The sequence below is a fragment of the Catellatospora coxensis genome, assembly GCF_016862635.1.
GTDB lineage: Bacteria > Actinomycetota > Actinomycetes > Mycobacteriales > Micromonosporaceae > Catellatospora > Catellatospora coxensis.
The window spans coordinates 21,395-34,281 of the sequence record NZ_BONI01000011.1 but is presented as its reverse complement, the minus strand read 5'-3'; the positions used below and the strand labels follow the sequence as shown (position 1 = coordinate 34,281).

The following is a 12,887-nucleotide window of genomic DNA, read 5'->3' as shown; positions in this document are numbered from 1 at the left end:
GGTGAGCAAACCGCTGTATCAGGCCAAGGCGGAATTCTTCAAGGCGCTCGCGCACCCCGCCCGCATCCGCGTCCTGGAACTGCTGTCCGTGCGGGAGCACTCGGTCGGGGAGATGCTGCCCGAGGTCGGCCTGGAATCGGCCCACCTGTCCCAGCAACTGGCCGTGCTGCGCAAGATGAACCTGGTGGTCGCCCGCAGGGACGGCTCGACCGTCTACTACTCCCTGGTCAGCCCGCAGGTCGCCGAACTGCTCGCCGTCGCCCGGCGCATCCTCACCGAGGTACTGACCAACCAGGTCGAACTGCTCGACGACCTGCGCGCGGCGCAGACGGCCGGCCGCACCTAGCCGGGGCTGCGGCAGCGCGGCGACCGCGGGGACGGCCGCGATGAACTTTGAGCCCGACGCCGACCCAGACGCGCGCCGCGGCGAGGACGTTGCCGCGGTCATTCACCTGTTCGCCCGACTGGCGAGCTTCGACGACACCCCCGACCGGGTCCGGCCGCCCGACTCCGCCGATGACGCGCTCGCCGGCGGCGAGCAGTACCGCCGCGGCGTGGAACACGGCCGCCGCACCGAAGAGGAACTGATCGCGCGTATCGTCGCCATGGCCGCGGGCCGGCACCGCTCTCCCGTGCGCATACCCGACGACGCGGCAGGCCCGGCCGATGCCGGCTACCGGCAGGGCATGATCGCCGGCCGGCGCCACGTGCACGAGGCCGTGCTGGTCTCGCACCGTATGATCCACGGGCTGGCCTGCCCGGCCTGCGCCGGATCCGGACCGGACGGGCATGCCGCAGGCTGCAGGTACGGCTGAACCGGCCGTACGGAGTGGGGCCTCCTTCCGGGTAACCCGTCCGACCCCGCCCCCTGCGCCCGAATCCGGCAGCCCGCCGCGGCGCGGCCGATCCGCCGTCCTGATCGCCAACCCGGACGGAGCGGGTCACGTGCCGGCCGGTGCGGCCTGCGCTAAAGCGACGGCCTGCCGCCGCGCCGGCCGGGCATGCCGCAGACCACGGGTGAGCAGCAGCGTCGTGGCCAGCGACAGCAGGGCCAGCAGCGCCACCGCCCGGTGCGTGGGCAGCACGTCGGCGAGCACGCCCGCGAGCGCCGCGAACACCGCCTGCGCGGTCATCATCCCGTTCTGCTGCAGACCGAGCGCCTGACCGTGCACGTCCGGCGGCGAGCGGTCGATCAGCCACTCCTGCAACGGCAGCGACGCCGCGAAGCCGACCGAGGCGGTCAGCGCGAGCAGCATCGCCCACGGCAGGCCCGGGTGCAGCAGGAAGACGAGGTAGGGCAGCGGGAGCAGGAACCGCAGCGGCTGGACGCAGCGGCGGCGGGCGGCAGGGGACAGGAACCGTCCCACCACGACGTCACCGGCGAGCATGCCCAGCGCGCCGGCGGCGAACAGGAAACCGGCGCGATCCCCGGCGTACGGCAGGAACAGCGCCTCACAGCCGACGACCAGGCCACTGGGCAGCCACAGGTTGAGGTAGAGCGCCCGGCATCCGCGGTCGGTCCACAGTTCCCGGTTGACGCGCATGGTCCTGGCCGTCGAGGCTCCGGCAGCGGCCCGGGCCGGCCGTTCCCGCAGGCCGAACCAGGTCGCCGCCGCGGCCAGGGCCCGCAGCGCGGCGGCGATGGCGAACACCTGAAACGGCGTGAGCCAGACCAGCAGCAGCCCGCCCGTCCCGAACCCGGCGATCTGCATGACGCCGACGCTGGCGTTCATCGTCGAGCGGGCCAGCACGTACCCGCCCGGCGGCAGGATCGCGTTGAGCAGCGACCAGCGGGCCCCGCCGATGATCGAGCCGACGTACGCGACGAGCAGGATGACGGCGAGCCGGACGCCGACCGGCAGGCCCGGGACCGTCTGGATCGCGGTGCCGATGAGCGCGACCAGCGCCGCGATCGTCAGCGCGCGGCGCGGCGGGAGGCTGTCCGCCGCGGACAGCAGGGTGAAGCTGCCCAGCACGCCTGCCAGCGGCGCGCCGAACATGCTCAGCGCGGTCAGCGCCGCCGAACCGGTCACGGCGTAGGTCAGCGAGCCCAGCGCCAGCGCGGAGGTGGTGTGCGCGGCGATCCCGGCGCAGTTGGCCAGGAAGAGGTTGCGGAACTCGCGGATGGCGAACAGTTCCGAATAGGTTTTCACTCTGGTGATCCTCGGGTGCGGCGGCCCGGGACCGTAGAGTTACGGCTGGAGGCGAAACATGGCGGTGTGGCACGTGCCGGTGGACCTGCTCGCGCGCAGCCGGTTCGCCATCTCGCCGATGACCGACACCGTCGCCGCGCTGAAGGCCCTGCAAAGCCCGTACCACCCGTGGCAGCACGCCTGGCAGCGGCCACACCAGGCCGCGTACCAGCAGATGCTGGCCCGGCGGCCGATGCTGCGAGCGCTGCTGGCGGCGGCGTTCCGGCACCGGTGGTTCGCCGACTTCTTCACCATCGCCCCCGCGAGCGCCGCCCCGACGTTCGCCGAGGAGCTCGCGGCCGTCGGGGAGCGTTCCGACGAGCAGATCCGCGCCGACCTTCGCGCGGGCCCCCCGGCCAAACTCGATGAAGTGCTGTGCGGGGACGGGCTGACGGCGGAGGTGGTGTTCCTGCTCGAGTGGGTCTGGACGCACACCGTCGCGCCGGAGTGGCCAGCCCGCGAGCAGCGGCTGCGGGCCGACGTCGTCTCCCGCACCTCGGTGCTCAGCGCCGAGGGCTGGGCAGGAGTGTTCCCGGATCTGACCGGTGTCATGCAGTGGCTGGGCAACGGCCGGCTCCAGGTCAACAACCTGCCCGACCCGCCGCTGCCACTCGACCAGGCCGAACAGCTGGTGTTCGTGCCCGCGCACTGCGGGCGCGGCTGGGTGTTGTGGGACCAGCCGACCCGCTTCGGCATGGTGTACCCGGTCCGCGGTGTGCTGGCTGCCGCCGTCCAGCCGGCGCCGGACGGTCTGGACCGGCTCATCGGTACGAACCGGGCGGCCATCCTGCGCCGGTTGGGCAGCCCGGTGAGCACTTCACACCTGGTGGCGCTCACCGGGCTGTCGCTGGGTTCGGTCAGTGACCACCTGCGGGTGCTGCTCGACGCCGGGGCGGTGACCAAGCGGCGTTCCGGACGCGAGGTGCTCTACTGGCGCACCGCGCTCGGCGCCGCCCTGACCGGCGATGACGGCGCAGGGCCCCGTCAGGCGGCGATGCCGTCGACCGGGCGGTCGTAGTGGCGGTGCGCGGCGATCGCGGTCGTCAGTTCGGTCAGGAACGTGTCGTCGGCGTCGGCGCCCGCGGCCAGGAACACGACGCCGTCGAGCGCGCCCGCGGACGGTTTGCTGGCGGGTGCGGTGATGCGGTCGGATGCCTCGAATACGGGCAGCCGGGCCGCCTGCACCAGCCGGTCCCCGACACCGAGCACGGCCAGCGGCTTGGCGTGCTTGTACGCCTCGGCGACGAAGTGGACCGCGTAGCCGTCGTTGACCAGCTGCTCGACCGCCGCCTCGCCGTCGGCGACGACGACCGCGTCGTACAGCACCGACGCGACGGTGTTCATCGCCCGGGTGACCGGCAGGGCGTCGCCCGCCGCGGTGGTGACCGCGCCGTCGACCAGGCCCAGCAGTTCGACGACCGCGCCGTCCTCGGCCAGCGCCGCCTGGATCGACTCGACTGAGGCGCCCTCGACGCCGTCGGCGACGAGCACCGCGACCTTGCGGCCGACGACGCCGGTGCTGCCGGGCATGGACGCCTGGCTCAGCGCCGGTGACATCCTGCCGTGGTTCGGGCGGCCCGGCTTCGGGGCCGGGACGCCGATGCCCGCCGCGACGGCGACCGCGAGCTGGTGGTCGATGTTGTTGAGGTGTTCGACCATCCGCTCGCGGATGTGCCGGTGGGCGACCTTGCCCAGTTCGAAGCGGTACGCCGCGACGATGTGCTCCTTCTCCCAGGCGGCCATGCTGTTCCAGAACAGGGTGGCCTGGCGGTAGTGGTCGGAGAACGTCTCGGACCGTTTGCGTTCCTTGATCCCGTCGACGTGTTCGGGCGTGTGCACGAACGCCCCGCCGCCCGCGCCGGGCACCACCGGGCAGCCGCCGCCTAGCGAGTTCGGGTGATAGTTGGCCTGCCCGACCGGGATGTCGTCCTGGTGGAAGCCGTCCTGCTGGTGGTTGCGCACCGGCGCCAGCGGCCGGTTGATCGGGATCTGGGCGAAGTTGGGCCCGCCGAGGCGGGTCAGCTGCGTGTCCAGGTAGGAGAACAGCCGCGCCTGCAGCAGCGGGTCGTCGGTGAAGTCGATGCCGGGCACGATGTTCTGCACGCAGAACGCGACCTGCTCGGTCTCGGCGAAGAAGTTGTCGGGGTTGCGGTCCAAGACCATTCGCCCGACCGGGACGACCGGCACGACCTCTTCGGGTACGAGCTTGGTCGAGTCGAGCAGGTCGATGTCGTCGAAGGCGAACTCGTCGCTCTCGGCGATGATCTGCACGCCGAGCTCGTACTCGGGGTAGAGTCCCGCCTCGATCGACTCCCACAGGTCGCGCCGGTTGAAGTCGGGGTCCTTGCCGGAGATCTTCTGAGCCTCGTCCCAGACCAGCGAGTGCACGCCCGCGACCGGGGTCCAGTGGAACTTGACGAACGTGCGGGTGCCGTCGGCGGCCACCAGCCGGAACGTGTGCACACCGAAGCCCTGCATGGTGCGGAAGCTGCGCGGGATGGCCCGGTCCGACATCAGCCAGATGACGTGGTGCATCGTCTCGGGCTGCAGGGTGACGAAGTCCCAGAACGTGTCGTGGGCCGAGGCGGCCTGCGGCATCTCGTGGTGGGGCTCGGGCTTGACCGCGTGGACGACGTCGGGGAACTTGATGCCGTCCTGGATGAAGAAGACCGGCATGTTGTTGCCGACGAGGTCGAAGTTGCCCTGGTCGGTGTAGAACTTCACGGCGAACCCGCGTACGTCGCGGGGCGTGTCGGTCGAGCCGCGCGAGCCCTGCACGGTCGAGAACCGCACGAACACCGGCGTGCGCGTGCCGGGGTCGGTCAGGAACCGCGCGGCGGTGTACTCGGCCAGCGCCGTGTCGTAGGGCTGGAAGTAGCCGTGCGCGCCGGAGCCGCGGGCGTGCACGACCCGCTCGGGAATGCGCTCATGGTCGAAGCGCATGATCTTCTCGCGGAAGTGGAAGTCCTCCAGCAGGCTCGGCCCACGCGGGCCGGCGCGCAGCGTGTTGTCGGTGTCCTCGACACCGATGCCCTGGTCGGTGGTCAGCTCGGTGTCGAGCTTGACCATGCGGTGCGCGTCCAGTTGCAGCGCCTTCGCGTCGCCACCGGGGGCGGGCGGCGCGGCGGCGGCACGGTCGGCTCGCGACTTCGCCTCGAGCACGGCGGCGGTCGCCGATCGCGACCCTGCCTTCTTGGCCGGCTTGGCCGTGCTCGCCTTGGCCCGGGTCGCCTTGGCGGGCGGCGCGGCCTTGGCGGCGGCGACCTGCTTGGCACCGGCCTGGGCCGCGGGCCGGCGCGCGGGAGCCGACTTGGCAGCAGGCGCCTTCGACGTCGAGGTCGCCGCCTTCCCGGCCCGTCCCTTGGCTGCGGCGTCGACCGGACTCGCGGCCGTCTTGGCGGCCTTGGCCGCGGGTGTCTTCGCCGCCTTCTTGGCTGCTCGCGTGGCCTGCTCGCTCATCGCTGAACCTCGCTGCCCTCGGATTTGTTCAACAGGTCCCGGACCCGGTCGAAGACCTGGTCCGGTGGTCCGGCCAGGGCACCGCGCTGCTGCTCGGAGCCCTGCAGCAGCGCCTGCGCCTTCGCGACCACCGCCGCCATCCGGGCCAGCTCATCGGGCGCGGTCATCTCGCGCAGCCGGAGGAACTCCAGCTCCTCCTCGGCTTCGGCGTGCGCCGTGACGTCGTCTCGCAGTGCAGCGAGTCGGCCGTCGAAGTCCGGATGCGCCACGCCGAGTTCGTAGAGTTCCGACAGCGCCTGCTTGGCGTCCTCCTCCTCGGCCAGACGCGGCGGCACCACCTGTCCGCCGTCGGGCAGCTCCTGTCCGGCCAGCGGGTGGACCAGCAGCTGCTCGATGCTCTCGTGCAGCGCGAGCGTGCCGACCAGCTCGATGAACAGCTCCTGCCGGTGTTCGCCGTCCGCGGAATCGATCTGGGCGAACAGCATCTTCACCTGCTGATGCTGGCCGAGCAGGGTATCGATCACGTCTTGCCGGGCTGTCGTCATGAGCAGCGCTCCGTTCGTCCACGCCGACCGCGGCGCGGACGACGGCCGCTGACCCAGCGACACGGGAAACGAAAACTGGCAGATCGCCTGAATGTAAGCTACCCACCAGAAGTTGCGACAAACCCTCAAATTCGGATTTGAGCGCTTCACGAGCAGCGCAGAAGGTCGCCGTCAGTTGTCGCACGGCCAGGGCCACGACAGGCCGGCCGCGGGGAACCGGTGCAGGTACTCGGCGTCCAACTCGGCCAGGCGCAGCCGCAACATCTCCCGGTCACGCGGCATACCCCGCTTGCTGACCAACTCGTGGAGAGTGTGCGCGTTGGCCAGCTCGCGCCGCAGGTCCGCGTCCGTCAGGGCCGCCGCGCTCCGGGACTGCAGGACCGGCCATCCGATCTCACTGGCGGCGTGCAGCAGGGCTACATACGACATGTCAGCCTCCTACCTGGCGGCACCGATGACGTGATCCGTCCAGCGCGGTGAGCGGGACGGCCGACACATCGGCGCAGCGTCAGTCGTTCCCCGCCGGTGGTCGCTCAAACCCGGCGTACGACATCGTGCGTCCGGGCTCGAGTAGCGTTTGAGCAGCGGACTCGCAGGGAACGATCACGCCCGTCTCGATGCCGCCGTTGCGGCGGCCGTCGCCCCTGACGAGTGCCGCGAGGACCCGCTGTCGCTCAGGGGTCAGAACTGTCGGCCGCCGACTGATGCGGCATCGTGGTCGTCGTGGGCTGAAAGGGCCGCGGCATCCGCCGGGCCGGGCAGCGCACCGGTGTCGGCCAGGTATTGCGCCACGTCGGCGAGTTTGACATTGAGCTGCTGCGAGGCTGCCCGCAGCAGCTCGAACGCCTCTGACGCCGCCAGCCGGCGGCGTTCCATCAGAATGCCTTTCGCCTGGCCGATGACATCACGGGTGCTCAGACCGCGATGCAGTGCCGCTTCCCGGCGCTCGACCTCGTGCCGGCGTTCGGCGAGGGTCACCCCGACGGCCAGGCAGGCCGCCAGGAACCCGGCCAGCTCGACGTCCTGGGCGGTGAACGCGTCCTCGACTCGGCCGTAGAGCGTGAGCACACCGCCGGACGCCACGGGCCGACCGGCCCCCACGGTCAGGCACAGCGCCGACGACACGCCCAGCCGTGCCGCCGCCGCCGCGAGCTCCGGCCAGCGGCGGTCCCGACCGAGCCCGGTCACGTGCACGGGCTCGTCCTGGTGCAGCGCCTGCGGCCCGGGACCCAGTCCGGTATTGAAGGCCAGGTCGTCGAGGTCTGCGGCGGCGCCATCGGTGGCCATGGCGCCGACCGGCCGCTGCCGCGACCACAGCCTGACCGCGGCGCAGTCGCAACCGGCCACCGTCTTGAGGATCAGCTCGAGGACCTCCGACACCAGTTCGTCGAACTCGTCGTGGCCGGTCAGCTGCCGTTCAGCACCGTCGGTGCCGGCCGGCGGCAGCGGTCCGTCGGGCAATCGCCGCTGGCGGCGCAGCGCGGCCACCTCCCGCCGGTCGGCCTGCTGTTCGCGCGAGCGGGCCTCGTCGTCGCGCGCGTCGGCGAGGCTGTCGCGGGCTTGTGCCGATTCGTCGCGTTGGTCGGCCACGAGGTCCTGCCGCGCGTGCTCCGCATCGAGCCCGCCGACCGCCAGTGCCCGCTGTGCCGCGGCGGCTTCGTTGGCCGTCCGCGCCTGCATCCGGGCGTATGCCGCGCGACTGCGCCGCAGCCGCGCCTGAGCCCGGTCGACCGCCTCCTCCGCCCGCAGCACCGCTTCCTTCGCCGCCCCGATCTCGTCCTGGCCGCTGTCGAACGTGAGCTCCTGCCTGTCGAGTTCCGCGTCGTGCCGATCCGCCAGCCGATCACGGGCGTCGGCCAGCGATTCACGCTCGTCGGCCAGCTGCTCGCGTTCATCGGCGAGCCGCTCGCGTTCGTCGGCATCCCGGTCACGTCTGGCGGCGGACTGCGCTTCGGCGATGCGGTGCTCGGAGCGCTCTTCGGTCATGCGTGTTCCTCGGGTCTACACGGCCACAGGATCACTCAGTACTTCCCCCACTCCGCACATGGCAAACACCCGCGCGGGGAAGCCGGACATGCCGACGATCTTCAGGGTCACGCCGGTCTGCCGCGCATCCCACCAGGTACGGCTGATCATCCCGACGCTGTGGGCATCGATGAATGTCACGCCTGACAGATCCAGTACGACCAGGTGCGCTTCACAGGACACCCTGGCCAGGCACATCTTGAGGTCTCGTTCGGCGGCCAAGTCGAGCTCGCCGGTGATTGACAGCACGGGGGTGTCGTCGTCCGTGCGCTGCGACCAGGAAACCTGGCCGGCTGGGACGGTGGATCCAGACACGTCGCCTCCAATGTTGGAGCGAGTGGCTGGGTCATCAACCGCGTCAAGCCTAGTCCGATCCCGTTGCGTTCGGTAGCTTCCTGCCGCGCGGGTATCCCGCTGATAGCATCTGAAACCGGTCAATCTGGTGCGCCAGATTGAGCAGATTGGCATGGTTTGCCACTGTGGGGGTACTCACTCCGGCATGACCACCGACGAGGCGACCAAGTCCACCCGGGCAGGGCAGCCGAAGTCCGGCACGGGCTGGCTGGCCGGCAACGCGCTGTCCGTGGCCATGTTCGGCGCCTTCCTTGTCTTCATCGTGCTGCAGAGCGTCTTCGGCTGGCACGTGCGCAACGAGGAACTGGCCGAGTACGGCCGAGCCGCCGACTCGTACTGGCAGTACCTGACCACCGGGCACTTCGCCGAGGCCGTGTTCGAGAACTGGGAGTCGGAGTTCCTGCAGATGGGCGCCTATGTACTGCTGACGGCCTATCTCGTGCAGCGGGGCTCGGCGGAGTCCAAGCAGCCCGAGGAGAAGGACCGCCCCGACGACGACCCGGCCGGCGCGACAGGCGAGTCGCCGCGGGCCTCGCGCGGGCACGGCCCGGCCCAGTTCCTGTACCGCAACAGCCTCGCGCTGGTGCTGTTCGGGTTCTTCGCCCTGTCGTTCGTCAGCCACCTGATCGGCGGCGCCGCCGAGTACAACGAGCAGCAGGCGCTCACCGGCCGGCCGCCGGTGAGCACGCTGGAGTTCCTCGGCAGCTCCGACTTCTGGTTCCAGTCCATGCAGAACTGGCAGAGCGAGTTCCTCGCCGTGGGCGCGCTCATCGTGCTGAGCATCTTCCTGCGCCAGCACGGCTCGCCCGAATCCAAGCCGGTCACCGCGCCGCACCGGCAGACCGGTGAATGAGCCGCTGCTGCCCGGCACTTCGCGGTTCCGGCGCGCCGGGTGCGGGATTCGGCCAGGATGGTGAACGACGTCGAAACCACCGGAGGTGGCCGATGCCGTACCGCACCGAACCCGAACGCCGGAGGCGCCGCGGCCTCGCGGCACAGCAGCCTGCGCAGGACGGCCTGCTGGACGCGGCCTCGGCCAGGGTGCGCACCGGTCTTGCCATGGCCTCGGCACTCGACACCGCGCGCGTGATCGCCGAGGTGGGGGTGCCGGCGCTCGCCCAGGGCGTGGTGCTGCGCCGCCCCGCCGCGGTGGCCGGCGTCGCCGCGCTCGACGGCGACCGGCGGGCCGTACGCCTGCTGCAGCGGCTGCGCGAACGCTACGACACCGACGCGCTCGCCCTGCGGGCCTTCGGCCGCGACGTGGTGATGCTGCTGTCGGCGCAGGCCGTGGACCGGGTCCTCGACGGCACGCCGGTGCCCTACAGCCCGGCGACGGCCGAGAAACGAGCCGCGCTGGCACATTTCCAGCCCACCGGTGTGCTGATCTCCGAGGAGCCGCTGCGCGCCCGCCGGCGCGCCCTCAACGAAGCCGTCCTCGACACCGACCTGCCGGTGCACCGACTCGCCGAGGTCATCTCCGCTGTCGCCCGGCAGGAGATGACGCCGCTGCTCAGCCGGCCCGGCCGGGTCGAGTGGCGCGACTTCGCCGGCGCGTTCTGGCGGCTGGTGCGCCGGATCGTGCTCGGCGACGAAGCCCGCGACGACGTCGGACTCAACGCCCTGCTCGACGACCTGCGCCGGGACGCGAACTGGGCCTACCTGCGCCCACGCCGCCACGTGCTGTTCCACCGGTTCCGGCTCCGGCTGGCGACCCACCTGGACCTCGCCGAGCCCGGCAGCCTGGCCGGGCTGTTGGCCGAGCAGGACACCGCGCCCGACGTGGACCCGTACGGCCAGGTGCCGCACTGGCTGTTCGCGTTCGACGCCGCCGGCGCGACCGCGTTCCGGACCCTGGCCCTGCTGTCCACCCACGCCTCGCAGCGCCGGCGGGTACGCGAAGAGCTCGCCGCCTGGGACCCGGCCGGTCCGCCGCTGCTGCCCTACCTGAGCGCCTGCGTGCTGGAGGCGGTCCGGCTGTGGCCGACCACGCTGGCCGTGCTGCGCGAGAGCACCGCGGTGACCGTATGGGACCAGACCACGCTGCCGCGTGGCACCTCCTTCGTGATCTTCTCGGCCTTGCTGAACCGTGACGGCGAGCACCTGCCCGACGCCGACCGGTTCCAGCCCGACCGGTGGCTCGACGGCCAAGCCGCGACCGGCCCGACCCTCATCCCGTTCAGCGCCGGTCCCGCCGCCTGCCCGGGTCGCAACCTCGTCCTGCAGACGGTGACCGCCGCGCTGGCCGCCCTGCTGCTCGAACACGACCTGCGGCTGCACGCCCGCACGAGGATCGCCGCCGACCGGCCGCTGCCGTACACGCTCGGGCACACCGAGCTCGGGTTCACGGTGACCCCGGCGTAGCAGCCGGGACAGGTTTCATCGCTGTCGGCGGTGGAAACGTCACATCCCTCAGCACAGACGGTCGACACACGCGCCGGCGGCCTTCGGGATCTGCGGGAGGTGGCCGTGGCACTCACTCCGAACGAGCGCCGGCGGCTGCGGGAGATAGAACAGCAGCTCGCCCGCGACGACCCGGACTTCGCGACGTCGATGAGCGACCACGGGCCACCGCCCGACGAACCGGACGACCGGCGACCGCTGCTGTGGTGGACCATCGCCGTTCTGGTCGGGCTCGCCGTGTCGATCGTCGTGGCACTGGTCGCGGGCATCGCCTACGCCGCCGTGCTGATGCTGTTCATGCTCGCCGCGAGCGCGTTCGTGCAGCTGGGGCTACGCGGACGGCTGCCGCCCGGCCGCGGCGGATGACGCCGGCGTCGCGCCCGGTCAGGGCGCGCGGGAGCCGCGGCGGCGCTCCTGCTCGGCGACGGCGTCGAGGTCGGCCAGCCGGTCGAGCTGGCGCAGCGGCTGGGCAAGCCGCATGTTGCCGTGCAGCCGTTGCCGGTTGCGGTCCAGAAACGCCCAGTACCCGGCGGTATACGGGCAGGCGTCCTCGCCGAGCCGCCGGCGCGGGTCGTACGGGCAGCCGCCGCAGTAGTCGCTCATCCGGTTGACGTAGGCGCCGCCGGCCGCGTACGGCTTGGTGGTGATGGTGCCCGCGTCGGCGTACTGACTCATGCCGACGACGTTGGCCGTCATCACCCACTCGTAGCCGTCGACGAAGTTGCGGTGGAACCACCCGGCCAGCTCCGCCGGCTGCCAGCCGCGCTGCAGCGCGTAGTTGCCCAGCACCATCAGCCGCGGGATGTGGTGCACCCAGCCCCGATCGCGCACCCCGGCGAGCACGTCGGACAAACAGCGCGCCTGCACGGCGTCGGCGTCGAGGTCGGCGAACCAGCGCGGCAGCGCGCGGCGGGCGGCGAGCTTGTTGCTGTCGCGGTACTGCTCCCCGAGCTGCCAGTACAGGTGCCAGATGTAGTCCCGCCAGCCGATGAGCTGCCGGACGAAGCCCTCCGCGCTGGCCAGCGGGACCCGCCCGGCCCGGTAGGCGGCCTCGGCGCGGCGCACGGCGTCGAGCGGGTCGAGCAGGCCAAGGTTGAGCGGCGCGGACAGCATGCTGTGCGCCAGCCACGGGTCGCCGGCGAGCATGGCGTCCTCGTACGGGCCGAAAGCCGCCAGCCGGTGGTCGACGAAGTGGCGCAGCCGCGCGGCGGCCTCGGCGTGCGTGACGGGGAACAGCCGCGGGCCGTCGCGTCCGGTGAACACGATGCCCTCGTCCTGCCAGCGGTCCAGGTCGGCGCGGACCTGCGCGTCGATGTCGTCCTCGACCGGCAGCGGCGGCGCCGGCACGTCGAGGCGGCCGCCGGCCGGGGGCGGCTCGCGGTTGTCGGCGTCGAGGTTCCACCGGCCGCCGGCGGGTTCGTCGCCGTCCATGAGCACGTCGTGCAAGACCCGGGCGTGGCGGTAGAAGTCCTCCAGGCGCAGCCTGCGCCGGCCGTCGGCCCAGGCGGTGAACTGGGCGGGGCTGGTCACGAAGCCGCGCGGCCCGTGCACGGTGACGCCTGTCGCGTGTAGCAGCCGCCGGGCGGCACGGGAGGTGGGATGGCAGGCGTCGAGCGGTTCGCGGACCTGTGCCAGCGCTTCGCGGTAGGTCTCGGTGCACAGGTGCCGCGCCTGCTCGCCGAGTTCGGCGGCGCGGTGGCGTAGCGCCGACAGGATCAGGTGCGCCTTCTGCCGGTGGAACGCGCGGCGGCGGAACACCGCCTTGGACTCGATGAGCAGCACCGGCTGGTCGGGTGCGTCGAGGAAATGCGGTCCCAGCTGATCGGCGAACAGCCAGCGGCGCATGCTGCCATTGTCCGCGCCCGACGCGGCGAACGGCCGCATTTCACGGCGGGCCGCCCCGCCGGCCGCC

13 protein-coding genes are annotated in these 12,887 nt (G+C 71.9%); 6 read left to right on the top strand and 7 right to left on the bottom strand.

The features are described from left to right. Position 1 precedes the first annotated feature (1 nt). Positions 2-346, top strand: coding sequence for an ArsR/SmtB family transcription factor (locus tag Cco03nite_RS08790; RefSeq protein WP_203690882.1), 345 nt, complete (start codon positions 2-4; stop codon positions 344-346). Positions 347-386: 40 nt separating this feature from the next. Further along, positions 387-815: a hypothetical protein gene (locus Cco03nite_RS08785; RefSeq protein WP_203690880.1), complete on the top strand. Its 429-nt coding sequence runs from the start codon at positions 387-389 to the stop codon at positions 813-815. Between the two features lie 126 nt (positions 816-941). Here Cco03nite_RS08785 and Cco03nite_RS08780 read toward each other — a convergent pair whose 3' ends face one another. After that, on the bottom strand, positions 942-2,153 hold the full coding sequence (locus Cco03nite_RS08780; protein ID WP_203690878.1) for an MFS transporter: 1,212 nt from the start codon (positions 2,151-2,153) through the stop codon (positions 942-944). A 58-nt stretch (positions 2,154-2,211) separates the two neighbouring features. Between Cco03nite_RS08780 and Cco03nite_RS08775 the strand changes: the two genes are divergently transcribed. Continuing rightward, the gene (locus Cco03nite_RS08775) at positions 2,212-3,210 is read left to right on the top strand and encodes an ArsR/SmtB family transcription factor (protein ID WP_203690876.1); all 999 of its coding nucleotides are present in this window, start codon (positions 2,212-2,214) and stop codon (positions 3,208-3,210) included. On the opposite strand, the gene Cco03nite_RS08770 is transcribed toward Cco03nite_RS08775, so the two are convergent. From Cco03nite_RS08770 to Cco03nite_RS08750, 5 genes are all read right to left on the bottom strand, one after another. Further along, positions 3,177-5,651 carry a catalase gene (locus tag Cco03nite_RS08770; protein ID WP_275412017.1) on the bottom strand — a complete coding sequence of 825 codons (2,475 nt, stop codon included), beginning with the start codon at positions 5,649-5,651 and terminating at the stop codon, positions 3,177-3,179. The genes Cco03nite_RS08775 and Cco03nite_RS08770 overlap by 34 nt on opposite strands. Beyond that, on the bottom strand, positions 5,648-6,196 hold the full coding sequence (locus Cco03nite_RS08765) for a hemerythrin domain-containing protein (RefSeq protein WP_203690874.1): 549 nt from the start codon (positions 6,194-6,196) through the stop codon (positions 5,648-5,650). The genes Cco03nite_RS08770 and Cco03nite_RS08765 overlap by 4 nt, the downstream gene beginning before the upstream one ends. Before the next feature lie 171 nt (positions 6,197-6,367). After that, positions 6,368-6,625, bottom strand: coding sequence for a hypothetical protein (locus Cco03nite_RS08760; protein WP_203690873.1), 258 nt, complete (start codon positions 6,623-6,625; stop codon positions 6,368-6,370). A gap of 252 nt (positions 6,626-6,877) precedes the next feature. Beyond that, positions 6,878-8,182, bottom strand: coding sequence for a GAF and ANTAR domain-containing protein (locus Cco03nite_RS08755; RefSeq protein WP_203690871.1), 1,305 nt, complete (start codon positions 8,180-8,182; stop codon positions 6,878-6,880). A 15-nt stretch (positions 8,183-8,197) separates the two neighbouring features. Continuing rightward, the gene (locus tag Cco03nite_RS08750; protein ID WP_203690869.1) at positions 8,198-8,536 is read right to left on the bottom strand and encodes an STAS domain-containing protein; all 339 of its coding nucleotides are present in this window, start codon (positions 8,534-8,536) and stop codon (positions 8,198-8,200) included. Between the two features lie 184 nt (positions 8,537-8,720). Between Cco03nite_RS08750 and Cco03nite_RS08745 the strand changes: the two genes are divergently transcribed. From Cco03nite_RS08745 to Cco03nite_RS08735, 3 genes are all read left to right on the top strand, one after another. Beyond that, the gene (locus Cco03nite_RS08745; protein WP_203690867.1) at positions 8,721-9,428 is read left to right on the top strand and encodes a DUF6766 family protein; all 708 of its coding nucleotides are present in this window, start codon (positions 8,721-8,723) and stop codon (positions 9,426-9,428) included. Between the two features lie 92 nt (positions 9,429-9,520). Then, positions 9,521-10,936, top strand: coding sequence for a cytochrome P450 (locus tag Cco03nite_RS08740; RefSeq protein ID WP_203690865.1), 1,416 nt, complete (start codon positions 9,521-9,523; stop codon positions 10,934-10,936). A gap of 105 nt (positions 10,937-11,041) precedes the next feature. Then, the gene (locus Cco03nite_RS08735) at positions 11,042-11,341 is read left to right on the top strand and encodes a DUF3040 domain-containing protein (protein ID WP_203690858.1); all 300 of its coding nucleotides are present in this window, start codon (positions 11,042-11,044) and stop codon (positions 11,339-11,341) included. A gap of 18 nt (positions 11,342-11,359) precedes the next feature. On the opposite strand, the gene Cco03nite_RS08730 is transcribed toward Cco03nite_RS08735, so the two are convergent. After that, a complete protein-coding gene (locus Cco03nite_RS08730; protein ID WP_203690856.1) occupies positions 11,360-12,820 on the bottom strand; it encodes a cryptochrome/photolyase family protein in 1,461 nt (486 codons plus the stop codon). Positions 12,821-12,887 lie beyond the last annotated feature (67 nt).